Genomic DNA, 23,945 nt, shown 5'->3' on the forward strand with positions numbered 1-23,945 from the left:
CTCACCCATGACCAAGCACCACCGCATCGCAGGCAACGGGCAGATCCAGTTCGGCGTCTTCTTCCAGGGCGTCAACCACACCACGGTCTGGAAGGACGCAGCCAGCGGCTCGCAGACCGATTTCGAATCCTTCCGCCGCGTGGCCCAGACCGCTGAACGCGGCCTGTTCACCGCGTTCTTCCTGGGCGAGGGCCTCCGCCTCCGCGAGCACCTCGGCAAGATCCACGACCTTGACGTCGCAGGGCGCCCGGACGCCCAGACCGCCCTCGCTGCCCTGGCAGCTGTCACCACCAACATCGGCCTGGTGGCTACCCAGAACACCACCTACAACGATCCCGCGGACCTCGCCCACCGGCTGGCCAGCCTGGACCTCCTGTCCGACGGCCGCGCCGCGTGGAACATCGTCACCACGGACAACGCATGGACCGGCGCCAACTTCCGGCGCGGCGGGTTCCTCAAGCACGAGGACCGCTATAACCGGGCCGAAGAGTTCGTCCAGACGGCCAAAGCGATCTGGGATTCCTGGGCCGACGGCGCAATCGCCGGGTCCCGGAACGACGCCCGCTGGCTCCGCGAAGGCAGCATCACTCCCGTGCACCGCAAGGATGCAAGCTTCGACGTCGAGATCACCGGCCGCCTCCCGCGCTCCACCCAGCACCACCCGGTGCTGTTCCAGGCCGGCGACTCACCCGATGGCCGGGACTTCGCCGTGCGGAACGCCGACGTGATCTTCTCGGCGCACCCCGAACTGGAGGACGCGAAGAAATTCCGCGAAGACATCGTCGCCCGTACCCTCAAAGCAGGCCGCCCGGCCGATGACGTGAAGATCTTCCCCGGACAGGAATTCATCCTCGGAGCCACGTCCGCCGAGGCGGAAGAGAAGCACCAATGGGTCCGCTCCCAACAGGTGGGTCCGGAAACGGCCATCGCCTACCTGGAACAGTTCTGGGGCCGCACCCTGGCCGGGTACGACCCCGACGGGCCCCTCCCGGACATCGACCCGGTGGTTGACGTCACCAACCCCACCCGCGGCAACGCCTTCCACGGCAAGAGCGCCAAGGAGCTCGCTGCCCAGTGGCGTGAGGAAGCCAAGGACAAGGGCTTGTCCATCCGGCAGTTCGTCGCCGCCAGGTCCCGCCTCAATGGCCGTGGCCTGGTGGGATCCTACGACGACGTCGCGGACAAGCTTGCCGAATACGCCCACACCGGGGCGGTGGACGGCTTCAACATCACCCCGTGGATCGTTCCGTCCGGTCTGGACGAGATCGTCAATGAACTTGTTCCCAGGCTGCAGGACCGCGGCGTGTACCGCACCGAATACGAAGGCAGCACCCTCCGCGAAAACCTCGGCCTCCGTGCGCCGCTCACCCAGCGCAGTTCACTCACCAGCACCCAACTCACAGAAAGCGAAGACGTCGCATGAGACTCCCCACACCGCCCGCAGCCCGCAACGGAAAGAAACCAGCCGCCGTCGCCGGCGTCCTGGGAGCCATTGCGCTCCTGGCCTCCGCTTGCGGTGGAGGGGCCGACGCCGGTGCGCAGCAAAGTGCCGCGTCCTCGCCCGTTCCGGGTGGGAACCTGAACTTCGCTGTTTCCGTTGACCGTGGCTGCATCGACCCGCAGCAGGTAGGCAACAACGACGCGATCGCGATTGCCCGCCAGACCGTGGCCTCCTTGACCTCGCAGGACCCGAAGACCGGCGAAATCGTGCCGTGGCTGGCCGAGAAGTTCGAGAACAACGCTGATGCCACCAGCTTCACTTTCACCCTGCGCACCGGCGCGAGCTACGCGGACGGGACTGCCATCGATGCCCAGTCAGTGAAAACCAACTTCGAAGCCATCAAGGCCCTCGGCGCCAAGGCAACTCTGGGCTCCACCTACCTGAGCGACGTCAGCGCCATCACCGTCAAGGATCCGCAGACCGTGGTGGTGGACTTCTCCAAGCCCAACGCCCAGTTCCTGCAGGCAACGTCCACGTTCACCCTGGGGCTCCTGTCTCCGGCTTCGGCCAAGCTCTCCGAAGCAGACCGTTGCGCCGGAAAGTTCTCCGGCTCGGGTCCGTTCAACGTCAAGAGCTACACCGTGGACAAGGAAGCCGTGCTCGAACGCCGTGCAGGCTACAACTGGCCGTCTTCCACCAACAGCAACAAGGGCGAGGCGTACCTGGACACAGTGACGTTCAAGATCATCCCGGAAGCAGGCAACCGCACGGGCAGCCTGCAGTCCGGGCAGATTGACGCGACGGCAGCGATCTCGGCCGCGGACATCGGACTGTTCAGTGGCAACGGCTTCTGGAACGAAACCCGGGCCAACCCGGGAGTCGTCTACAACCTGTACTCCAACGAGTCCAACCCCAAGTTGAAGGAGACCGCGGTCCGACAGGCCATCTCCAAGGCCATCAACCGCGAAGAAATCACCAAGACGCTGCTCACGGAGGCGGACCAGCCTGCCAAGGGCGTCCTGTCCCACACCACCCCCTACTTCAAGGACTACAGTTCGCTGCTGGCCCACGATCCGGACGGCGCCAAAAAGCTCCTGGACGACGCCGGATGGAAGCCCGGAGCGGACGGCATCCGCGAGAAGAACGGCGAGAAGCTCTCCTTCAAGGTCACCTACTGGCAGTCACCAAAGGAAGTCCTGGAACTCATCCAGCAGCAGCTCAAGGAAATCGGCGTTGACCTGCAGTTGAAGTTCACCACGATCGCCGATGTCACGGCTGCCCAGGCGGATAAGACCTATGACTTCTCCTACGGCAACCTGACCCGAAGCGACCCGGACGTCCTGCGCACGGTCTTTGCCTCCAACGCTGCCCGCGGTGGCAGCAACCTCCGCGATAAGCTCCCCGTTGATGACACCCTGGGCGAGCAGGCCGCGGCCCTGGACAAGGATGCCCGCCAAAAGCTGGTGGACCAGGCCCAGGAGGCCCTGATCAAGGATGCACACTCCATCCCGCTGTACGAGCTCTCCACCACGATCTCTGCCAGCGGGAAGGTCCACGACCTCAAGTTTGAGGCGTCCAGCCGCTTGGACTTCTACGACGCCTGGCTGAGCAAGTAGGCATCCCATGATCCGCTACATCGGCCGTCGGTTACTGCAGGGAGCGTTCGTTCTCTGGGCCGCTTACACCGTGTCCTTCCTGATCCTGTACTTGCTGCCCGGCGACGCCGTGAGCATCATGGCCAGCGGCGACGAACAGAACGCCGTGGACCCTGCGCTCGTGGCCAAGCTGCGCAGCGAGTACGGACTGGACAGGCCCATCCACGAGCAATACTTCATTGCCTTGGTGAAAGCCCTGCAGTTGGACTTCGGGGTCTCGATCAAGAACGGCGTGCCTGCCACGACCACGGTGGCCGAGGTGATGCCGGAAACCATCAAGCTGGCCATCGCCGGTTTCGCGTTGGCTGTGGTGCTCGGAAGCGTGTTGGCAGTGGTTGCGGCGTTCAGCCGCAACCGCTGGATCCGCACGGTATTCTCCTCGCTCCCACCGCTGGGAATCGCCGTGCCCACGTTCTGGATCGGCCTGCTGCTGCTTCAGTTCTTCTCCTTCCGGTTCCGTTTGTTCCCTGCGATCGGCAACGACGGCGCTGAGAGCCTGGTGTTGCCGGCGTTGACTCTGGCGATACCCACCTCAGCGGTGATCGCCCAGTTGCTCACGCGCAGCCTTCACCAGACACTCGGGGAGCCATACATCGAGCAAATCAGGGCCAAGGGAGCCAGCGAAGCACTGATCAACTTTGGCCATGCCCTGCGGAATGCGGCCATTCCCACGCTGACCATGTTGGGCATCCTGGTGGGCAACCTGCTGGCCGGAGCCGTGGTGAGTGAGACCGTGTTTTCCCGCGCAGGGATCGGCCGGCTTACTGTCACAGCGGTGAACAGCAGGGACATCCCCGTGGTGCAGACCCTGGTTGTCCTGGCCGCTGCCATTTTTGTGGTCACCAGTCTGATTGTCGATCTGATCTACCCACTCGTGGATCCGCGCATCAACACCGCGCGCGGAGCCAAGGCCTAGGAGGGCCAGCATGTCGCAGCAACTTGATACCCGGGTGGAAAGCCCTCCACCGGCTTCTCCTTCATTGCCACCTTCCGGCCTGAGGGAAGACGCAGCAGCCGTCCACCCGGCGTCGGGCGTGGCCGCGAAGTACCCCCGGGCGGGGCGACTGGCGAGGGCAGCCGCGGCACGTCCCGGCCTGGTGCTGTCCGTCCTGGTTGTCGCGTTGGTGATCCTTTGGGCCCTGGTCCCGACGGCCTTCACCTCCTGGCCGCCGGACACGGGCGTTCCTTCGGCACGGCTCAAGGCACCTTCGCCCGAGCATTGGTTCGGCACGGACAGCCTGGGCCGTGACTTGTTCTCCCGCGTGGTCCACGGTTCCGCCACATCCCTGGCGGCCACCGCGGTTGCCGTGGCCGTCGGGCTCGTTGCGGGTTCTGCGTTGGGATTGCTGGCCGGATCGCTGCGCGGCTGGATGGACGATGCGATCATGCGCGTCATGGACGTGCTCCTGGCCATCCCCAGCCTCCTTCTCTCGCTGGCTTTGATCACGGTCCTGGGGTTCGGGACCATCAACATTGCCGTCGCCGTAGGCGTGGCGAGTGTGGCCAACTTCGCCCGGATCATGCGTGCCGAGACGCTGCGCGTCAGTACGGCCGTGTACGTCGAGGCGGCGCGCTCGGCTGGCGTCCGCTGGCACCACATCTTGCTCCGGCACGTCCTTCCAAACGCCGCGGGACCGGTCCTGGCGCTGTCCGCCCTGGAATTCGGTATGGCCGTGCTCTCGATCTCGTCCCTGAGCTTCCTTGGCTTTGGCGCACCACCACCGTCAGCCGAATGGGGTTCCCTCGTGGCCGGAGGCCGCGACTACCTGGTGGCTGCGTGGTGGCTCGTAACACTGCCCGGAGTGGTGATTGCCGCCGTCGTGCTTTCCACCAACCGCATTTCACATGCGTTCCAGGACGCTGGAAGGAACCGCGCATGAGCCCGCTGCTCAGGGTCCAAGACCTCCACGTGGAATACCTGGTCAACGGCGAGGCGAAGACTGCCGTGTCCGGGGTGTCCTTTGACGTCAATGCCGGCGAAGTAGTGGCAATCGTGGGGGAGTCGGGCTCCGGCAAGACCACCACCGCGCATTCCATCATCAACCTGCTTCCCGGCAATGCCAGATTCTCCTCCGGCAGCATTGCGTTCGACGGCGTTGATCTCACCCAACTGACCCGCAAGGAATGGCAGGGTGTCCGGGGTAGGGAGATCGGGCTGATACCCCAGGATCCCACTGCGTCCCTGGACCCGCTCCAGAAGGTGGGCGATCAGGTGGCGGAAGCCTTGACGATCCACAGGATCCAGCCCAAGAAGGAGGCACGGCGGCGGGCCGTTGAGCTGTTGCGGGAGAGTGGCATCCGTGACGCTGAAACCCGCGCACGGCAGTACCCGCACCAGTTTTCCGGGGGTATGCGGCAACGTGTCCTGATCGCAACGGCACTCGCCGCGCAACCCAAACTCGTGATCGCCGACGAACCCACCAGCGCCCTGGATGTCACCGTCCAGCGACAGATCCTGGACAACATCGCCACCCTGACCACCGAGCGCGGCACGGCTGTCCTCCTGATCACGCATGACCTCGGCGTCGCCGCGGACCGGGCGGACAGGATCATCGTCATGAAGCAGGGCGTGATTGTGGAGGAAGGGTCCGCGGCCGAGGTCCTGGGAGACCCGCACCACGAGTACACCCGGCAACTCATCGAGGCCGCCCCCGGGCTGAGCCCACGGCGGTTACGTACAGTATCTGCTGTTGAACGTTCGACGGCGGGTGGTGCCGTTTTGGTGGAAGCAACCGCCCTGCGCAAGGTCTTCCCGCTGCCCCGGACAGCTGGCGGTGCCCGGAGCCTCACCGCCGTCGACGACGTCTCCCTTGATATCCGACGCGGCGAGACACTGGCATTGGTGGGCGAATCGGGGTCCGGAAAGAGCACCGTGGCGCGGCTGCTGCTGCGCCTCGAGAAGCCAACGTCCGGTTCGGTAGTGTTCGACGGCGTCGATCTCGCCTCCGTGCGTGGCGAACGGCTGCGGCAGCTCCGGCGCCGTTTCCAGGTGGTGTTCCAAAGTCCCTATGCCTCGGTGGATCCCCGCTTCTCGGTGGAGGACATCATTGCTGAACCGCTCAGGGCATTTTCCGAGGGCACTCCAGGCGGGAGGCGGGAACGGGTGCGCTCCTTGCTGGAGGAAGTGCATCTGCCCTCCGACTTCGCCTCGCGGCGCCCGGCTGAACTCTCAGGAGGGCAAAGGCAGCGCGTAGCGATCGCCCGGGCGTTGGCGTTGAAGCCCGAACTTGTGGTGCTGGACGAGGCGGTCTCGGCCCTGGATGTGTCAGTCCAGGCCCAGATCCTGTCGCTGCTGGTGGAACTGCAGGAACAGGAGTCGTTGAGCTACCTGTTCATCTCGCATGACCTCGCCGTGGTGCAGCAAATCTCGGACCGCGTCGCAGTGATGCAATCCGGGAAGCTCGTGGAAATCGGCGACGCCACGGACGTCCTCGTGAACCCTGCGGAGGAATACACGAAGGCGCTTATCAGTGCGATCCCCGGCCGTCGGCTGACTCTGAACAAATGTGGCAACGGTATTTGACAATGGCCACTGGGCAACGGCTCTTCGATGATGCGATGCGTTTGACAGGCTGTTTTAGGGCTGGAAGAGTGGGCAGCTCGCTGATGCAACCGGCGGCCCTTTCCCAGAGGCCGGAGGCCTTCGCAATGACCGACATCCACATCAGCCCTTTCCTGGACGAGCGCGTAGTCCAAGACCCAACCCTTGATGACAGCCTCGACCTCGGCACACTTTACGGGTTGTACGTGAGCTGGTGCCTGACCGCTGGCCAGCACCCCGCACCTCAGGACGTGTTCTGCACGGCACTGCGACACCATGGCGTGGCCCACGACGACGAACAAGGCCTGGTCCGCGTCTATCCGGGTCTGCGGATCCTCGATCCCCTCACGGACAGTGATGCCATCGCCGGGGCAGCTGCCTCTCCGTAGAACCCGGGCCGCGCTGCTGGTTTGCCTGTTTCACGTCCTGGCGGCAGTGGGGTTTTGAAGCCGGCGGCGGCTGGGGGGAGAGTCTCGGTCTCAGAAGACTCTGTCGCCGCCGGCTTCGTTCTGGGCCGGACCGCCTTTCGACGGCCGGAGCACCGGTTGGAGGAGACCACCGATGCGATGCGGTGGAAGTTCGGCGATGCTTGGGGCTAACCGTCCTTCCATGAACCAGTCAACAGTTCAGCGGGGTGAGGAACACGAGTAGTTTGTACTCGACTTACGGCAACGTGCCGGGGCGTTCTGGGGACTTGTACTCACAAACAACGTCCCGACTACTTGGAATCCGAGCCACAGATGCCGGCTTCAATGACGAAATTGGACGCTGCGTAACGCCACATTGCGGTCCATGAAGGTGCACGACTCCCAGTGACCGAAGGTGTCTTTTTTCATTGTCTGGGGTCACACGGCAACCGTAATCTCAATGCAGCCAAGGCCGCAGGGCAGTAATTCCTGCAGCCGCCGCCTCCCGACCCGGACCGTACGTTCACGGACCTGTCCCGGGTTGCAGGCTACCCCGCATCTGCATCACCATCTCCGTTCCAGGCTTGGATCCAGCAAGCCTGCCCTCTCCCCGAAGGAACACGTCCCGTGTCGTCACCCCAAGACAACTCCTCCACCCGCATCGTTGCCGGTGAATCCGCCAAGCCCAAACACCGCGCCCTTAAGATCGGCATTGCAGCAGGCGTGGCCCTGCTGATCGGTGCCGGCGCAGCTGTAGCTTCCGTTGTGTCGAACAACAACCAGGCAGCCCCGGCTGTGACTACGTCGCCGGCGGCTGAGCTGAAGCTTGGTTACTTCAGCAACGTCACCCACGGCCCTGCGTTGGTGGGTACCAGCAAGGGCTTCATCGCCAAGGAGCTCGGCAGCACCAAGCTCAGCACGCAGGTGTTCAACGCCGGCCCGGCCGCGATCGAGGCGCTGAACGCCGGCGCGATCGACGCCACCTACATTGGCCCGAACCCGGCGATCAACTCGTTCGTCAAGAGCAACGGGGAGTCCATCAGCATCATCGCCGGTGCGGCAGCCGGTGGTGCCCAGTTGGTGGTCAAGCCGGAGATCACCTCCGCAGCGGATCTGAAAGGCAAGGTCGTGGCCTCGCCGCAGCTTGGTGGCACCCAGGATGTGGCGCTGCGGGCCTGGTTGGGGGACCAGGGGTACAAGACCAACCCTGATGGCAGTGGTGATGTGACCATCAACCCGACCGAGAACGCGCAGACGTTGAAGTTGTTCCAGGACGGAAAGCTCGACGGCGCGTGGTTGCCGGAGCCGTGGGCCTCGCGTTTGGTGCTGGAGGCCGGGGCGAAGGTCCTGGTGGATGAGAAGGACCTGTGGGAGAAGGGTGATTTCACCACCACCATCCTGATCGTGAACAAGAAGTTCGCCGCTGAGCACCCGGAGACGGTCAAGGCGTTGTTGAAGGGCCATGTTGAGTCCGTGAACTGGTTGAACTCGGCCTCGGCCGAGGAGAAGGCCACCACCATCAACGCCGTGTTGAAGGACACCGCGGGCAAGCCACTCCCGGCTAACGTGATCGACCGGGCGTTACAGAACATCAAGTTCACCACCGACCCGCTGGCCGGGACCTACAAGAAGCTCCTCCAGGACGGCGTGGACGCAGGCACCACCAAGACGGCCGACATCAACGGCATCTTCGACCTCCGCACCCTGAACGAGGTAGAAGGCAAGAAAACCTCCGCCGCCGGACTCGGCCAGGAATAGCAAGGCACGCAACGAGGAAGGTGCCCGGGCCTATCAGCCCGGGCACCTTCCGCTTTTAAGATCCGGCTAAGATCCGGCTCGCCCGGGGACAAGTACTCTGGGCCGCCCGGTGATCTTCTAGTCGTGGTCGGTGCTGTCGAATTCGAGGCCGAGCAAGGCGTTTTCCGTCACCTCGGGCAGTGCGGGGTGTATCCAGTATTGCTTGGTGGCGAAGTCGCGGACGTCCAGGTCAAAGGCCAGCACGGTGATCATTTGCTGTATCAGGGTAGATGCCTGCGGGCCCATGTAGTGGGCACCGAGGAGTTTTCCAGTCTCATGGTCCGCGATGAGCTTACAGATCCCGGTGGTGTCTTCCAGGGCCCAGCCGTAGGCGACGTCTCCGTAGTCCTGCACTTTCACGGTGACCTTGTGGCCGTGTTCGCGGGCCTGGTCCTCGGTCATGCCCACGGTGGCTATCTGGGGGTGGGTGAAAATGGCCGCAGGGACGTGGCGGTGCGGCATTCGCTGCAGGTCGTGGGGGTTCAGCAGGTTGTGGCGTACAGCGCGCATTTCGGCATTGGCGACGTGCTTGAGCATGTAGGGCGACGACACGTCTCCGAAGGCCCAGACGCCAGGGGCGGTGGTCGACCTGCCGTATTCATCAACCTCGATGCGCCCTGCCTCCGTCATCGCGATCCCGGCGGATGGCAGGTCCAGCCGGTCGCCGTTGGGTATCCGCCCGGTGGCCACCAGCAGTACTTCCCCGGTCACGGAGGTCCCGTCGTCGAGCCTGACCGTAACCCCCTGGGCAGTCTGCTCGGCGTCCACCGCGGTGCGGCCTGACCGGATGTCGAAGCGTTGTGCCGCCAGGGCGTTGAACCGGTCGTGGAGGTCGTGGTCGAGGTGGCGCAGGAGCGTCGAGCGGGGGATGATCGTGACGACGGTTCCGAGAGCGTCGAAGACGTGGGCGAACTCCGTGGCGATGTAACCTCCGCCGATGATCACCACGGACTTGGGCTGCTCGGGCAGCCGCATGATGTCCTCATTGGTGTAGTACCGCACGCCCGAGGAGGCGATGGCCTCAGGGATGGAGGGGCGGGAACCGGCGGCGATGACGATCTGATCACCTGAGATGGTCTTTTGGTGCTTGCCTTGGCCGGTGCGGACCGTGCGTTGTCCGACGAAAACAGCATGCTGGTCGTAGACGTCGATGTTCGGGGTCTGCGGGCCTCGGCGGTACTCCTCACCTGAGGCGGCGATGGGGTCGACGCGGTTCCCGAAGATACGGTTAACCAGACCCGGCCAATCGACAGAGCTCACTGTGGCTTCCAATCCCAGTCGTCCCGACTCAGCAATTTCACGTGCCGTGTCTGCGGTATGGACGTACATCTTGGACGGGATGCAGCCGGCATTGAGGCAGGTGCCGCCGAAGGAGCCTTCCTCGATGATCGCGATCGACTGGTCGTCGAACCCGGGTCCGGGGATGGAATTCCCGGACCCCGTGCCGATGATGATCAGGTCGTAGTGTCGATCCACGGCGATGCCGCTGGCAACAGTGTGCATAGGGGTCCTCACTCTCTCCAGTGTTGTTCACCCACAGGATTCCAAAGTCCGACGCCGTTACAGCAGCTGGCTGCCCGGTCCAGATTGGCTGTCGTTCCAAGGGGCCAGGCAATTGCGAGAATAGCAGGATGGGTGCAGGTAAAGAGATTCTTGAACACCTTCTGTCGTGCCTGGAAGATGCCACGAAGGGGCGCACCGGGTTCACGTTGGGCTTTCTTGGAACTGTTGGTCTGGATGGCGGACCACGAGTCCGGGCTGTCATCCTCCGCGCCTTCGATCGGGAGGCCAGGCGGATCATGATCGCAACCAACTCATCGTCTGGGAAGGTCTTCGAGATGGATCGGGTTCCCCAGGTCGCGTTGACGATGTACGACGACCACCGTGGGGTCCAGTTGCGGGTCACAGGCACGGCGAGGATCATCGAGGACTCGGATGAGCGTGCCCGTGCTTGGCGCCACTTCGCCCCTCACAGCCGGCACCTGTACGCTTCGCCACTAATCCCGGGGGGTCCTCTGATGGACGTCGAAGATCTGGCAGGGGAGACGTCCGATGAGGCGGCGGCATTCGACAGATTCGCCTGGGTGGGTCTGGAAATGGACCATCTGGACTGGCTCGATCTCTCTGGGAGCGGGCAGGTTCGATGGGAGTTCGACCTGGTCAACGGAGCTTGGCATGGCCAGGAGGTTGTACCCTGACGGCCGGGTGCTTGACGGCGAGGATGGTTGCTGCGGGGTGCAAAGCCGCAGGGCCTTGACGCTGTACTTGCATTTTGCAAGTATGGCCGCATGAGCCTATTCATCACCTGCCCAGTTGAGAACGTCGAGCGCTCCACCGCCTTTTACACCGCCCTCGGATGGACCCTGAACGCCGAGATGTCCGATCACAATGTGTCCTGCTTCGCGATCGCTCCCGAGCAATTCGTCATGCTCGGCAGCCGCGAGATGTATGCGAGCGTCGGTGGCTCCGAAGAGCTGATCGGCGGGCCCGACACCCCGTCGAAAGTCACAGTCTCGTTCGACCTCGGCAGCCGCGAGGCGGTTGACGAACTCACCGAACGCGCCGGCGCTGCCGGCGGGCGGATCGGTGACACCGACGATTACCCCTTCATGTACCAGCGCCAATTCGACGATCCCGATGGTTACCACTATTCGCCGTTTTGGATGAAGCCGGACGCCGATCCTACCGCGTGAGCAACCTCGCCACTGCCCTCGACATTGTCGGAGCACGGTGGGCCCTGCTGATCGTGGAACGGCTGCTCGACGGGCCACAGCGGTACGGCGACCTGCAGCGTGACCTCGGGATTCCCACCAACATACTCGCCACCCGGCTCCGCGAGCTCGAGACCGCGGGCGTGCTGTCGCGACTGCCCCTGCGGCACAACACCCGGGCCTACGCGTTGACCGATCGCGGGCTCGCTTTGAGCGAGGCCATCGCCGCCCTGGCACGCTGGGGCAGCGGGGAATGACATGACCTGGATTGCTTCGTCAGTGGGATCATGGACCCATGGTTTCCGCTCAACGATTTTTAGCCGGCAGGCCCCGCCCGCGACCCATCAAGCCCGGTCCCGGCCAGGAATCCGTGTGGGACTACCCCCGGCCGCCCAGGGTAGAGAACCGGAAGGAACGGATTGAGGTCCATCTGGGCGGGCAGGTCATCGTAGACACCACCGATGCAGTGCGCGTCTTGGAAACCAGCCATCCGCCGGTCTACTACGTGCCGTTGGATGCGTTCCCGGCCGGTGTCCTGGTCCCCGTTGATGGCGCGAGTTTCTGTGAGTTCAAGGGGCGGGCGGACTACTTCGACGTGATGGCCGGCGGTAGCTGCGTCCCGCGGGGCGGCTGGACCTATCGGGAACCAAAGCCTGGCTACGAGGGGCTCCAGGGCCGCGTCGCACTCTACCCGGACCACATGGAACAGTGCCGGGTGAACGGCGAACAGGTGGGGTTCCAGGAAGGCGGCTTCTACGGCGGCTGGATTACCCGTGCGATCGTTGGCCCGTTCAAGGGCGGTCCGGGCACTTCAGGATGGTGAAACCCCGGCGTCCAGGATGATCTGCCTGATGGTCTCGATGACTACCTCGGCGGCTGCCGATTGTGGACCGTCGTCGGACGTCGCCAGGGCGAAGGCAGCCGACAGTCCCGGGTCGGTAATGCGCCGGATCGTGAACTGATCATCGGAAAACATGGCGACGGCGGCCGGCTCAGGCAGCACGGTAACGCCAAGGCCCAACTGGACGGCTTCCCGCAACGAGTGGCCGTGATCCATCTCAATGGCAACTGTCAGTTCCATGCCCAGGCTGCCGAAGGCCTGTTCAACCAGGCCGCGGAGGGTGTGCGTGGGGCTGGGAAGCATGAAGTCCAGGTTGCCGAGGGCGCTCACAGAGACCGAAGTGTCGGTGCTGTCCGGCAGCTCAAAGTCAGCGGGAGTGACGAGTACCAGGGCGTCAGTGGAGATGCGTTCGAACCTGACGCCTTTGACGGGTCCGGGATCGTAGATCAGCGCCGCGTCCACCAAGCCCATCCTGATGGCCTGGCTGTGGATGACCGTGAGGGTTTCGACAACCCGGATGACGATGCGGGGAAACCGGGATCGGATGGCCTCCAGTGTGGGAATGGTCAGGCTCGAAGACAGTGTGTAAGTGCCCAGGCCGATCGTCACGGTGCCCGTGGGGCTGGAACTCTCGGTGTTGATTTCCCGCCGCGCTTCATCTTCGAGCCTCAGGATGCCTTGGGCGTACCGGTACAGCGATTTCCCGGCCGCCGTCGGAATGACGCCGTTGCGGCTGCGCACCAGCAGACGCTGCTTGAACTCGGCTTCAAGGGCGTTGAGGTGCTGGCTGAGAGCGGGCTGCGCCAAATGAAGCGTTTCGGCGGCACGGGTAATCGTGCCGCTGTCCACGATCTTCACGAAATAGCGCAAGCGCCGCGTGTCCATTCGTTATTCCATCTCCGTGGTCTTGGAAGGGTCAGCGGCGGTCGAAGGTGAGTCCGCCGGGGACCTGGAAGGTGGGCATGAGTTCGAGCATACCCACGTTGACGTGGCGCGGGGTTTCGATCGCGTAGTCCAGGGCGTTGACGATGTCGTCGGTGGTGAGGGATTCGTAGCCTTCGTAGTAGGTCTTCCACGCCTCTTCCATGGCCTCCGGGGAGCCGCCCATGTTCCGGCCGAAGATCTCCGTCTCCACCCGGCCCGGGCAGATCTCCGTGACGCGGATGCGTTTGCCCACGGTGTCGTTGCGCAGTTGGCGGGAGATCTGGTGCACGGCGGCCTTGGTGGCGTGGTAGACCGTGTGGCCGTAGAAGTTGTACAGCCCGGCGATGGAGCTGATGTTGACCACGTGGCCCAGGTCCCGTTCCACCATGCCCGGCAGGACCAGGCGGGTGAGCTGGAGCAGGCCGCGCAGGTTCACGTCCACCAGTTCGTCGATGTCTTGTTCGGAGGAATCCAGGATGTTTCCGGGCCGGGAGACCCCGGCGCAGTTGACCAGCACGTCGACTTTGAGGTCCCCGACGGCGGCGGCCAGCGCGGCGGTGTCGGTCAGGTCCACCACGTGCGGGACCGCACCGGTGCGCTCGGCCAGTTCGGCCAGGCGTTCCTCGTTCCGGGCCACGGCGTGGACCGTGAGGCCGCGCTTGGCCAGGCGCTCAGCGATCGCGGCGCCCATACCGGTGGACGCACCCGTGACCAGGGCGGTGGTGTAATCGGAAAAAGACATGGGATCCTCCAAAAACGTGGGAAAAGGGGCGGGCACCATCGCTTAGCGACAGCACCCGCCCTTCGACGTGACCGCTACTTCTCTGCGCCGGACTGGGCGGCGAGGTTGCGTGCGTCGCCGGCGGGCGTTGCCGCTGCGGCGGCTACGACAGCCTTTTCCTGCTCGCTCTGATGCAGGTCGTCGAGCTGTTCCAGCGTGTACTTGGTGGTTTCTTTGGCGGTAAGCGCCGATGCGCCAGCGATGATCATGAATCCAAGGGCGATGATGGACGGGCCAACCCAGCCCTTGAGATCCGGGCCCGCGAGGGCCGTCGAAAGAACCGGGCCGATGACGCCCGAGACAGCGAAGCCGATCTGGGTGCCAAGGGCGAGACCGGAGACGCGCAGTCGGCTGGGGAACATCTCGGAGAAGAAGGACGGCCAGGAGGCGTTCACCATCGAGTAGAAGAGCGAGTAGTTGATGATGCCGAAAATGAAGATCAGCGCCCAGTTGCCGGTAGTGATTGCCCAGAGGTAGGGCATCATCGTGATGCCTACGCCAACCGTTCCCAGGAGGAACATGGTCTTGCGGCCGATCTTGTCGACCAGGAAGCCGGCCAAGGGAGTGATGGCGAGGGCGACCACGGCCGAGACGGTGGTGGTCAGGAGCATGGTCGGTTTGTCCAGCCCGTATCCGGTGGTTCCGAAGGCAACCGAGAAGGTCTGCATCATGTAGCTGGTGCCGGCGATGATCGCGCAGAAGACGATCCGGAGAACGGCGCGCCAGTGGAAGCGCAGGAGGTGCTTGAGCGGAGACGAGTTCACGTTGCGCGACTGGTTCTTGACGAACTCCGGCGGCTCCTGGACATGGCGGCGGATCAGGAAGGCCACCACTACCACCAGCGCGGAGAGCCAGAACGGGATGCGCCAGCCCCAGGTCAGCAGCTGCTCTTTGGGCATGGCGGCGATCGGGATGAAGACCAGCAACGTCAAGAGCGTGCCGGTGGAGGCTCCCAGCGTGGTGAAGCTGGTGATGAACCCGCGACGGCGCTCGGAAGAGTGTTCCAGGCTCATGCTGATGGCGCTGGCCTGCTCACCGGAAAGGCAGAGACCTTGGATGACGCGGATGAGTACCAGCAGGATCGGTGCGAGGGCTCCGACCTGCGCGAACGTCGGCAGGCAGCCGATCAGGAAGGTGCAACCACCGATCCCGAACAGGGTGATCATCATGACGAACTTACGGCCGAAGCGGTCACCCATCGGACCCAGGATGAGTGAACCGAGGGGACGTACGGCGTAGCCGACAGCGAAGGTGACCATCGCAAGCAGCACGCTGATGCCCTGCGGCAGCTCAGGGGAGAAGAAGAGGACGTTGAAGATCAGCGCCGATGAGGTGCCGTACACGGCGAAGTCGTAGTACTCCAGCGTGGTTCCGATCCAGGCGGCGATTGCCGCCCTGGCCGGTGTCTTCTGAGGAAGAGTGGTATTTGTCATTTCGTCTCCATGGCGATGGGTGAGAAGCGGTCTTCCGGTTCTGTGCGAGCTGGGAAAGGGATCTCGAGTTATACGACCGGCAGGACCTGCTTGAGCTGTTATGCACGGGCGTTGTCTGTTCGTGCAGCTCTGCCGACTGGCCTCTGAGATCAAACTAATCCGTGAGGTGTGGGTCACACAAAGACAGCTTTTATGTCGCTACATAGCAATACGTTATGGATGTAGCCCGCCCGGGATCAGCGCCATCATCCATAAGCAAGCGCTATCGGGGCATCCTGATTTCGTCTTACGTGGCGATCGCTTGCGGTGCCTAGCATTGAGCTGCCGGCCGATGTTCCCAGGCTGCCGGACACGCCAATTCTTCGGCCGGGGGAGTCTGATATGGACAACATCAACAGGAACCACCAGGAACCCGGCGGATGCCGGGATTCGCTGGTGGCCTGTACTGGATCTCCGTGCCCTGCGAACGGCTGGTGGCAGCCTCGTGAACCGCTGGCCGAGGCTACGTTCGTCTTCGAAGGCACCATCATGCCCTCGCACCACGATGCAAGCACCGAGTGGACCCTGGTGGAAGACGCGGACCGACTCTGAGCAGGAATAGCTCTGCTACTTCGGCAACGGCACGAACGCCGTCTCGCGGATCCGCAGTGCGGTGATGCAGGCGATCGCCGAGGTCAGGACCAAGTATGCCGCAGGAACCCAGATGCTGCCTGTGACTCCGATGAGGAAGGCAATGAGTGCCGGGGCAGCCCCACCGAAGATGGCTGTACCGCAGTTGTAGCCAAAGCCGTACGCCGCCGTACGGATGCGGGTGGGAAACAGTTCCGTCATGGCAGTCTGAACCACACCGAACGTGCCGGAGAAGATGATGGACATGATGATGGCACCGAGCAGCGCGAACACCACGGACCCCTGCGTGAGCAACAGGTAGCAGGGGAAGCCGCACAAAACCATCAGACCGGATGAACCTGCGAGCAGGGGCTTGCGGCCAAACCTGTCCGAGAGGCGGCCTGCCAGCAACGAGGTGCCGGCGCCCACCAGAAGCGCGGCTCCGGTGACCATCAAGCCCTCCACTGAGGAGAACTTCAGCTGCGAGGACATGAAGCTCGGCATGTAGATGAAGAGGACAAAGTAGCCGGAGCTGTTGAAGAGCGGCAGGACGATGGTCAGGAGCATCCCACGGCGGGCGTCACGGCTGGCGAAAGCCTCGCGGAGCGGGTTCCGCACTACCAGGCCGTCATCCTTGACCTTGTCGAATTCCGGGGATTCGCCTGCGCTAAGCCGCAGGAAGAGGGCTGCGATACCCAAGGGGAAGGCAATGAGGAACGGCACGCGCCAGCCCCACTCCGTCATGGCCTGGGTGCCCAGCCCCGCGGTCAGGGCGGCCGCCAGGAGCGTTCCGCACATCATGGCAATGAACGTTGCCCCATTGGCGTAGCTCACCACTTGTCCGCGCTTGTTCTGCGGAGCGTTTTCGGCCAGGTAGGAGTTGCCGTTTCCTGTTTCGGCGCCCATCGAGAAGCCCTGGATGAAGCGCAGCAGCACCAGGAAGACGGGGGCTGCGAGGCCGATGGTGGCGGCACTGGGGAGAACGCCGATCAATCCGGTGGCCACGCTCATCATGGTCACCAGGACGATGAGGACCCGGCGCCGGCCGATCTTGTCACCCCAATAGCCGCCGATGGCTGCGCCGAGTGGACGTATGAAGAACGGGATGCCGAAAGCGACCAGGGCCAGGAGGGTTCCCGTGGCCGGGTCCGCCTGTGGAAAGAAGACCGGCGCAAGGATGCCTGCCAGGAATCCGTAGATGGCGTTGTCATAGAGTTCGACGAAGATTCCTGCCAGCCCTGCGAAGACGGACTTTTTGTTGATCGCCGATTGGTGGGTTGTGCTCAGGTCGTTGACCTGTGCTGCTGTCTGGGACATCAAGCCTCCTGAAGAGTTGGGCCACAGTCCGGAGGCAGAATCTATTTTCTATATTTTCTGCGGGGACTTGGGGTCAATTCTGCGACGCAGGTCACAGGGGCCACCAGATGTTCGTAGATACCGGATTCCGATGCAAGCCAAGCAATCCTTTATGCAATTCACAGGGCACGCCGAAGGCACCCCAGTGCCCTGCGGCATGCCGGGGTGCCTTGTCAGCGCCCGCTACTGGTCGGGATCGGCGCCAATCTTCAGGAGGACCTTGGAAGAGCGCGAAGAGTCTGCCGCGCACGCGAAGGCTTCCACCGCCTCGGAAAGCTCGAACACCTGCGATACGATGGCCGCCGCCCGCGGCTCAGCCGCCAAAAGGGACACGGCGGCATCCAGTTCCACGTCAAAACGTTGCGAGCCGAAGAATGTGAGCTCCTTGGCGATCAAACCTGCCAGGTGGACCGGCAGGGGACCCGCAGGCAGCATGCCCAACTGGAGCACAGCGCCGCCACGGCGGGCCGCGTCCAGGGCTGCCACAACGGATGGCACCACGCCCGCGCACTCCACAACGACGTCGAATCCTTCGTCCTGTGGCTTTTCGCCCGAACCCAGCCTGACGACGTCGTCCGCCCCTGCCTGCCGGGCAACCTCCAAGGGAAAGTCCTGGATATCCGAAGCGGTGATCTTCGCCGCACCCGCCGCGCGCAGCGCCAGGATGGCCAGGTTGCCGATGGGGCCGGCACCGCTCACCAGGACGTTCGCGCCCTTGACCTTGTCGCCGAGGCGGGACACGCCGTGGATCGCGACGGCGAGCGGTTCGGCAAGGGCGGCCGTCCGCAGGGGGAGTTCGTCCGGGAGCCCCCGCAATTGTTCGGGTGTGACTTCGATGAACCCTGCAAAGCCGCCTTGCGTGTGCGGACTCGTAGAGGCACTTCCCAAATAGCTGCCACCCTGAATGAGGTTGAAACCGGCGCCATGGACACCGCCGGGCAAGGGGGTGGGGCGGGCGGGGTGGATCGCCACCCTCCTCCCAACGGGCAGGGCGCTGACGACGGCGGCACCCACCTGGTGCACGACGCCCACCACTTCGTGGCCGAGGGTCAGCGGTTCGGCGATGGTGTAGGCGCCGTTCCGGCCATCCTTTGCATAATGGAGATCGGAGCCGCAAATGCCTCCGTACACCACCCGCACCAGCACTTTGTCGGTGGCCAGGGATGGCTCGGGAAGGTTCTCTATCCTGAGATCGCCCGGGCCGTGTGCAACTACTGCATGCATGGTCTTTCCTTTCGAAAGTACTCGCTTATCGCGAGAGGTAGCCGCCATCGACCGGAAGGACGACGCCGTGAAGGTAGCGCGAAGCGTCGGACGCCAGGAACAGTGCCGCCCCGGCAATGTCCGCGGGCCGGCCCCAGCGCCCGGCGGGGATCCGCTCGCGGATCTGGCGTTCGCGGGTCTCGTCTGCCAGCAGGGCGATGTTCATTTCCGTGGCGATGAACCCGGGAGCGATGGCATTGACGTTGACCCCGCGGGCAGCCCACTCATTGGCCACCGATTTGGTCAGTTGCCCAACGGCGCCCTTGGACGCCGCGTAGGCGGAAGCCGTGAAGCCTCCGAAGAAGGACAACATGGACGCCATGTTGATGATGGTTCCGGAGCCACGCTCGAGCATGGGCCGTCCAAAGAGCTGAATGAGTTCCGCCACTGTCCGGAGGTTCACCTGGAGTACCGTGTCCCAGTCGTCCAGGACGAATTCCTCGAAACCGTGGCGGATGTTGATTCCGGCATTATTCACCAGGATGTCCACGTGGTGGTGGCCAAGGATGTGGTTCGCTGCATGCGCCACACTCCCTGGGGAGGCCAGGTCCGCGGCCACGTGGGAGTAACGGGGATGGTCGATGCCACCGTCACGGCGCTGGATGCCTATGACCGTAGCCCCGTTGCCAAGGAACAGTTCGGCGATGGCCCTTCCAATACCCGAGCTGGCACCCGTGATCACTGCGGTCTTTCCGGTGAGGTTAGCCTGGAAATCCGCGGTGGCGGCAGCTTGGAGTTCGTTTTCGACGGCGGCTGGCTGCTCAGGCAATGTGGGATCCTCCGTTCACGTCGTAGGTGACGCCGGTGAGGTAGCCGGATTCCTCGCGCAACAGGAACTCGATGACGTGGGCAACGTCATCTACGGTGCCGATCCTGCCCACAGGCAGTTCCTGCAGGAGCACGGACTTGCGGTCATCACTGAGTCGGCCGCCCATGATGTCCGTGTCGATGGAGCCGGGGGAAACCGAGTTCGCCGTGATGCCGTGCTGTCCCAGTTCCCTGGCGAGGGTGCGTGCCATGCCGAGAAGGCCGGCCTTGGAAGCGGAGTAGGCGGCCCGCCCATAGACACCGCCGCCTCGTTGGGCGGACGCCGAAGAGATGTTCACGATGCGTCCTACGCTGTGGCGGGCCATGACTTTCGCGGCCTCCTGGGTGATGTGGAAGGTGCCGGTGAGGTTCACGTCGATGACGCGGCGCCATTCCTCGTCCGAAACTTCCAGGAACGGGACCGGTGAGCTGATGCCGGCGTTGTTGACCAGTCCCACCAATTGCGGCAGCCCGGCGTCGACTCTTGCGACTGCATCCGCAACCGCGCTGCGGTCGCTGATATCGGCGCCGATACCGAGGGCAGGCACGCCGTAGGTCCCGGCGATCTCTTCCGCCACTGCCTGGCTTGCGGAGTGTTCGCGGTCCAGGACCGCAACGGCCCAGCCGTGACGGGCAAGGTGATGGGCCGTGGCCCGTCCGATGCCACGTTCGGACGCGGCGCCGGTGACGATTGCGGTGCGTTCCTTCGGAAACGCTGAGGCGGGGTAGGGGGCTAGTGACACGGTGGTCTCCTGTCTAGGAAAGGGTTGCGTGGGTGGGCAGAAGCGTGCGCAGGTAGCGGGCGTTCGTCGCTCCAACGCTGAGGCCGTCGCCGCCGTAGTGCTCCACGACGAAGGCGCCGGTGAAGCCGTGGGCGATCGCGTACTGGACGGCCTGGCGGTAGTTGACGATTCCCAATTCGAGGGAAGTGGGATGCGTGAGGACAAGGTCCTTTGCCGGGTCCTCGAGCCGCGCGTAATTCTTCACGTGCCAGTAGTTGGCGTAGGGAAGAGTCCTGTCCAGGATGTACTCCCAAGGCTCAACCGGACCTTGCTGCCGGATGAGGTTTCCCACATCCGGGTTCAGGCCGACGGATGCGTGGCCGATGTCCTCAAGGAACGTGACGGCTTCGTCGGCGGAGCCCAGGTACGTATCCTCATAGAGCTCCAGGGATAGCCGGACGCCCGAGGACTCAGCGTGGGCAGCGAGTTCACGGTAGCGGCGGATGGCCAGGTCCCGAACCTCAGGGTCCTCCGGGCGTTGTGGTCCGGGAACGGTCCAGAACCAGGTTGCCGACTTTTGGGCCGGCAGCAATTCGTCGTGCAGGCCCAGGCACACGACGTCGATCCCCAGTTGGGCGGCCGCGTCGATGGTCCTGCGGGCGAACTCAAGGTTCTCCTTCCCGCGCTCCGGATGGATCACGCTCTGCCTGACCACGGAGATGCCTGGCACGGAAAGCCCGGCATCGGCCAGGACGTTCCGGAAATCGGTGAGGCGGGCGTTGGACAAGTCTCCGAGGCGGAGCCATGAGGTGGAAACCTCGACGGCGGTGAAGCCGGCTTCCACTACTGGCTGAAGATGCTGACTCCATACCTCGGGGGTGGATTCCGAGACGGGCTCTCCGGCTGGGCCAACGCTTGGGAATTGCAGCATGGCAGCTGCGATGGTGTGGTCAGCCAATGCGGAGGCCTCCGTTGATGTTGTACGTGGATCCCGTGATGTAGCCGGCGTCCTCGCCAATGAGGAATTCGATGAGGGCAGCGACTTCAGTAGTGGTGCCAAGGCGTCCAACGGGAAGTTGGGCGAGGAACGCCGGTTTGCGCTCGTCCGTGATGGGGCCGCCCATAATGTCCGTGTCGATGATGGCCGGTGCGATGACGTTGACCGTCACCCCGTACTGTGCGGTTTCGAGGGCAATCGCCCGGCTGAAGGCTTCCACAGCGCCCTTCGAAGCTGCGTAGGATGACTTACTGAACGTCCCGCCTCCGTTTTGCATGGCCGTTGAACCCAGGTTGACCACGCGCCCGTAGCCGCGTTCGATCATGCCGGCCATGGCGCGCTGGGTGATGAGGAACGTGCCCGTGGCATTGACCCGCAGCACGCGTTCCCAGGTGGCAAGATCCAACTCCAGGAACGTCTTGGGCGAACTGATGCCGGCGATGTTGACCACGGCCTGGACTGGCGGCAGCTCTTCCTCGAAGATCCTGAAGGCCGAGTCGACGTCGGCTTCGTCCGAAATGTCGCACCCGGTGCCCGCGGCCTGCACGCCAAAGTCGGCTGACAGCTGTCCGGCGAGCTCCTTCACGGCGGGGCCGTCCACGTCGATGAGGCCAAGATTCCATCCGGCCGCTGCGAGGCGCGCAGCTGTCCGGGCTCCGATGCCCCGGCGTGAGCCGGCGCCGGTGATGACGGCAGTTCCACGCTGTGGGGACGTGGCCTTCGTTGGTGACGGTTCTGTCATGGTGTCTCGTTTCCCTTCATCAAGAATTAGATAATCTATATAATTTTGGACCTCGCGCGCCGCCGTGGGGGAGGGGTGGAATGACTACCCTGCCTGTTCGACGGACAGGGACAGGACGCGGTGGAGATGCCTGGTGATTGCCTTCTCCGCTGCGTCCGGATCGCCGGCAGCGATCGCCTCGGCAACGGCGTGGTGTTCGGCGAGCACGTCTTGCGCGTCCGGAATGCCGTTCAGGAACGACTGGCGGACGCGCTGCGCCTGGGCATCAAGGCTGGCGGCCATGCGGAAAAGGAACTTGTTGCCGCACCCCTGCATGATTCCGTCATGGAATTGGTGGTCGAGCTTGAGGTAATCCCGCAAGGCAGACTTCTGCCGTTCGCCCTTGAGTTCGGCAACGCGCGCGGCTGCTTTCGCCTGGCCCTCCAGGAGTTTACGCAGGTGGCGTGCCAGAGCCGGGTCGGCGAGTTCCGCGGCCCGGCGGACCGCTGCGATTTCCAGTACCAGCCGGGCGTCCATCATGGACGCCATGTCCGCGGCGGACAATTGTGGCGCCACGCTGTAGCCCTTGTTGGACACGTACGTGACCAGTCCCGTGGCCTCCAGTTGGACCAGGGCTTCGCGGACGGGAGTGGGCGAAACCTCCAGGAGCTGGGCCAGAGCTTCCACCCGGAGCGGTGCGCCCTCGGCGAACTCGTTTTCCACGAGCATCTCCAGAATGGACTCATAGACGCTTTCGCGCAGCCCTGACCTTTGGACGCGGCGGGGGCTGGCATGCTCTTTCAGTGTCTGCATGGCACCATTATCCGGCCAGCGCCGGTTTGCCTGCGTTCGCCCAGGCTTCCGGGTTCACGGTGTTCGCCGGGGTTTTCCCACGGCTTGCATCAATGATCGAGCTCATGACGCTTCCCGAAACGGCCTTGGTGAAGCTTTCGGTCCAGCACAGCGAATGCGGCGCGAGAATCACGTTGTCCATCGCCACCAGGGGGCTCTCCCGCGGAAGCGGTTCACGCTCGAAAACGTCCAGTCCGGCTCCGGCGAGTCGCCCGTCGGCAAGCCTGGCGATCATGGCCTCCTCGTCGATGACGCTTCCGCGCGCCAGGTTGATCAAACGCGCACCGGGCTTCATCATCTCCAGTTCGGCGTGGCCAATGAGGTGGCGTGTTCCGGTGTTGCCGGCAACGGTGACAATGACAAAGTCGCTCGTAGCGAGGACGTTCTCCAAAGACATGAGTTCCACGCCGGTACCGGCGGCCTCGGCGGACCTGTCCGATCGGTTCCAGGCAACGGTGCGGAGCCCCAGCGCTTTGACCCGGCGGGCTGTTTCCTGGCCTATGCCGCCGAAGCCGACGATGCCGACGGTTGCGCCGTCCAGCCCGGAGCCGTGCCAGTCTTCGCGCTCGTTCCACCGGCCCTCGCGGACCAGCCGGTCCTTCACCACCAGATTGTGGGCCAGCGCGAACAAGAGGGCGACGGCGGCATCGGCAACCGGCCGCCGGACGGCGTCGGGAGTGTTCGTCAGTACCACGCCGTGGCGAGTGCAGGCGGCAACATCGATCGCATCGTATCCGGCACCGAAACGTGCCACGTGGCGCAAGCGGGCCGGTGCCTGCAGCGAGGCATCCGTAATGCGCTCCGGCCCCATGACGAGGACGGCATCGAAGTCTTCGAGCTCAGCGGCCCGCAGCGAATCGACGGGTTCTGGCAGGACCTGCCATTCGAGGCCGGCGTCGGTCAGGGCTGACAGGCCAATGTCGCCAAAGATCGTGCTGCCGTCAAGGGCCGCGTAACCGTTGGTGATTGCTACTCGATATGCCATGGTTCCTCATTCGAAGTGGGGCAGGAAGCGCAGTTCGATGGCTGCGAAGAATTCTATATTTTATTGTTTCCTGCACGTTCCCGGCTTTGTCAAGTGTTCCAT

Annotated in this window: 24 protein-coding genes; 12 read left to right on the forward strand and 12 right to left on the reverse strand. The window is 63.9% G+C overall.

What is annotated here, in order from left to right:
* The first annotated feature begins 7 nt into the window (after nucleotides 1–7).
* The 7 genes from ACIPY3_RS18780 (at nucleotide 8) to ACIPY3_RS18810 (ending at nucleotide 8,802) form a co-directional block, all read left to right on the forward strand.
* On the forward strand, nucleotides 8–1,423 hold the full coding sequence (locus ACIPY3_RS18780; protein WP_400336551.1) for an NtaA/DmoA family FMN-dependent monooxygenase: 1,416 nt from the start codon (nucleotides 8–10) through the stop codon (nucleotides 1,421–1,423).
* Nucleotides 1,420–3,057 carry an ABC transporter substrate-binding protein gene (locus tag ACIPY3_RS18785; protein WP_400336552.1) on the forward strand — a complete coding sequence of 546 codons (1,638 nt, stop codon included), beginning with the start codon at nucleotides 1,420–1,422 and terminating at the stop codon, nucleotides 3,055–3,057. Before ACIPY3_RS18780 ends, ACIPY3_RS18785 begins: the two co-directional genes overlap by 4 nt.
* Before the next feature lie 7 nt (nucleotides 3,058–3,064).
* A complete protein-coding gene (locus ACIPY3_RS18790) occupies nucleotides 3,065–4,012 on the forward strand; it encodes an ABC transporter permease (protein ID WP_400336553.1) in 948 nt (315 codons plus the stop codon).
* Nucleotides 4,013–4,022: 10 nt separating this feature from the next.
* Nucleotides 4,023–4,976 carry an ABC transporter permease gene (locus ACIPY3_RS18795; protein WP_400336554.1) on the forward strand — a complete coding sequence of 318 codons (954 nt, stop codon included), beginning with the start codon at nucleotides 4,023–4,025 and terminating at the stop codon, nucleotides 4,974–4,976.
* Nucleotides 4,973–6,619, forward strand: coding sequence for a dipeptide ABC transporter ATP-binding protein (locus ACIPY3_RS18800; protein WP_400336555.1), 1,647 nt, complete (start codon nucleotides 4,973–4,975; stop codon nucleotides 6,617–6,619). The genes ACIPY3_RS18795 and ACIPY3_RS18800 overlap by 4 nt, the downstream gene beginning before the upstream one ends.
* Before the next feature lie 125 nt (nucleotides 6,620–6,744).
* Nucleotides 6,745–7,026: a hypothetical protein gene (locus ACIPY3_RS18805; RefSeq protein ID WP_400336556.1), complete on the forward strand. Its 282-nt coding sequence runs from the start codon at nucleotides 6,745–6,747 to the stop codon at nucleotides 7,024–7,026.
* 645 nt (nucleotides 7,027–7,671) lie between these two features.
* Nucleotides 7,672–8,802: an ABC transporter substrate-binding protein gene (locus ACIPY3_RS18810; RefSeq protein ID WP_400336557.1), complete on the forward strand. Its 1,131-nt coding sequence runs from the start codon at nucleotides 7,672–7,674 to the stop codon at nucleotides 8,800–8,802.
* Nucleotides 8,803–8,919: 117 nt separating this feature from the next.
* Here the strand turns inward: ACIPY3_RS18810 and mtr are convergent, their stop codons facing one another.
* Nucleotides 8,920–10,344 carry a mycothione reductase gene (gene mtr / locus ACIPY3_RS18815; protein WP_400336558.1) on the reverse strand — a complete coding sequence of 475 codons (1,425 nt, stop codon included), beginning with the start codon at nucleotides 10,342–10,344 and terminating at the stop codon, nucleotides 8,920–8,922.
* 128 nt (nucleotides 10,345–10,472) lie between these two features.
* Between mtr and ACIPY3_RS18820 the strand changes: the two genes are divergently transcribed.
* The 4 genes from ACIPY3_RS18820 to ACIPY3_RS18835 all read left to right on the forward strand — a co-directional run bounded on the left by ACIPY3_RS18820 (nucleotide 10,473) and on the right by ACIPY3_RS18835 (nucleotide 12,375).
* The gene (locus tag ACIPY3_RS18820; protein WP_400336559.1) at nucleotides 10,473–11,039 is read left to right on the forward strand and encodes a pyridoxamine 5'-phosphate oxidase family protein; all 567 of its coding nucleotides are present in this window, start codon (nucleotides 10,473–10,475) and stop codon (nucleotides 11,037–11,039) included.
* Nucleotides 11,040–11,129: 90 nt separating this feature from the next.
* Complete coding sequence (locus ACIPY3_RS18825) at nucleotides 11,130–11,534, forward strand: VOC family protein (RefSeq protein WP_400336560.1); 405 nt, start codon at nucleotides 11,130–11,132, stop codon at nucleotides 11,532–11,534.
* Entirely contained in the window at nucleotides 11,531–11,809 is a 279-nt protein-coding gene (locus ACIPY3_RS18830) for a winged helix-turn-helix transcriptional regulator (protein WP_400336561.1), read from the forward strand. The genes ACIPY3_RS18825 and ACIPY3_RS18830 overlap by 4 nt, the downstream gene beginning before the upstream one ends.
* A 38-nt stretch (nucleotides 11,810–11,847) precedes the next feature.
* On the forward strand, nucleotides 11,848–12,375 hold the full coding sequence (locus ACIPY3_RS18835; protein WP_400336562.1) for a DUF427 domain-containing protein: 528 nt from the start codon (nucleotides 11,848–11,850) through the stop codon (nucleotides 12,373–12,375).
* Here ACIPY3_RS18835 and ACIPY3_RS18840 read toward each other — a convergent pair.
* The 3 genes from ACIPY3_RS18840 to ACIPY3_RS18850 form a co-directional block, all read right to left on the reverse strand.
* A complete protein-coding gene (locus tag ACIPY3_RS18840; RefSeq protein ID WP_400336563.1) occupies nucleotides 12,364–13,278 on the reverse strand; it encodes a LysR substrate-binding domain-containing protein in 915 nt (304 codons plus the stop codon). The two genes, ACIPY3_RS18835 and ACIPY3_RS18840, sit on opposite strands and share 12 nt — an antisense overlap.
* A gap of 31 nt (nucleotides 13,279–13,309) precedes the next feature.
* Nucleotides 13,310–14,059 (reverse strand): SDR family oxidoreductase, encoded by a 750-nt coding sequence (locus ACIPY3_RS18845; RefSeq protein WP_400333249.1) that lies wholly within the window; start codon nucleotides 14,057–14,059, stop codon nucleotides 13,310–13,312.
* Nucleotides 14,060–14,133: 74 nt separating this feature from the next.
* Nucleotides 14,134–15,531 (reverse strand): MFS transporter, encoded by a 1,398-nt coding sequence (locus ACIPY3_RS18850; protein WP_400336564.1) that lies wholly within the window; start codon nucleotides 15,529–15,531, stop codon nucleotides 14,134–14,136.
* 381 nt (nucleotides 15,532–15,912) lie between these two features.
* Between ACIPY3_RS18850 and ACIPY3_RS18855 the strand changes: the two genes are divergently transcribed.
* A complete protein-coding gene (locus ACIPY3_RS18855; protein ID WP_400336565.1) occupies nucleotides 15,913–16,122 on the forward strand; it encodes a hypothetical protein in 210 nt (69 codons plus the stop codon).
* Between the two features lie 15 nt (nucleotides 16,123–16,137).
* Here the strand turns inward: ACIPY3_RS18855 and ACIPY3_RS18860 are convergent, their stop codons facing one another.
* The 8 genes from ACIPY3_RS18860 to ACIPY3_RS18895 all read right to left on the reverse strand — a co-directional run bounded on the left by ACIPY3_RS18860 (nucleotide 16,138) and on the right by ACIPY3_RS18895 (nucleotide 23,843).
* Complete coding sequence (locus ACIPY3_RS18860; protein WP_400336566.1) at nucleotides 16,138–17,457, reverse strand: MFS transporter; 1,320 nt, start codon at nucleotides 17,455–17,457, stop codon at nucleotides 16,138–16,140.
* Nucleotides 17,458–17,679: 222 nt separating this feature from the next.
* On the reverse strand, nucleotides 17,680–18,720 hold the full coding sequence (locus ACIPY3_RS18865; protein WP_400336567.1) for an L-idonate 5-dehydrogenase: 1,041 nt from the start codon (nucleotides 18,718–18,720) through the stop codon (nucleotides 17,680–17,682).
* 25 nt (nucleotides 18,721–18,745) lie between these two features.
* The gene (locus tag ACIPY3_RS18870) at nucleotides 18,746–19,528 is read right to left on the reverse strand and encodes an SDR family NAD(P)-dependent oxidoreductase (RefSeq protein WP_400336568.1); all 783 of its coding nucleotides are present in this window, start codon (nucleotides 19,526–19,528) and stop codon (nucleotides 18,746–18,748) included.
* Nucleotides 19,521–20,309, reverse strand: a complete 789-nt coding sequence (locus tag ACIPY3_RS18875; protein ID WP_400336569.1) for an SDR family NAD(P)-dependent oxidoreductase — start codon at nucleotides 20,307–20,309, stop codon at nucleotides 19,521–19,523. Before ACIPY3_RS18875 ends, ACIPY3_RS18870 begins: the two co-directional genes overlap by 8 nt.
* Before the next feature lie 13 nt (nucleotides 20,310–20,322).
* Nucleotides 20,323–21,246: a sugar phosphate isomerase/epimerase family protein gene (locus ACIPY3_RS18880; protein WP_400336570.1), complete on the reverse strand. Its 924-nt coding sequence runs from the start codon at nucleotides 21,244–21,246 to the stop codon at nucleotides 20,323–20,325.
* Nucleotides 21,239–22,027 carry an SDR family NAD(P)-dependent oxidoreductase gene (locus ACIPY3_RS18885; protein WP_400336571.1) on the reverse strand — a complete coding sequence of 263 codons (789 nt, stop codon included), beginning with the start codon at nucleotides 22,025–22,027 and terminating at the stop codon, nucleotides 21,239–21,241. Before ACIPY3_RS18885 ends, ACIPY3_RS18880 begins: the two co-directional genes overlap by 8 nt.
* An 84-nt stretch (nucleotides 22,028–22,111) precedes the next feature.
* Complete coding sequence (locus ACIPY3_RS18890) at nucleotides 22,112–22,819, reverse strand: GntR family transcriptional regulator (protein WP_400336572.1); 708 nt, start codon at nucleotides 22,817–22,819, stop codon at nucleotides 22,112–22,114.
* 7 nt (nucleotides 22,820–22,826) lie between these two features.
* Entirely contained in the window at nucleotides 22,827–23,843 is a 1,017-nt protein-coding gene (locus tag ACIPY3_RS18895) for a 2-hydroxyacid dehydrogenase (RefSeq protein WP_400336573.1), read from the reverse strand.
* Between the last annotated feature and the right edge of the window lie 102 nt (nucleotides 23,844–23,945).

Origin of the sequence: Paenarthrobacter sp. NPDC089714 (genome assembly GCF_044748905.1) — a bacterium.
In the GTDB taxonomy this organism is placed as follows: Bacteria; Actinomycetota; Actinomycetes; order Actinomycetales; family Micrococcaceae; genus Arthrobacter.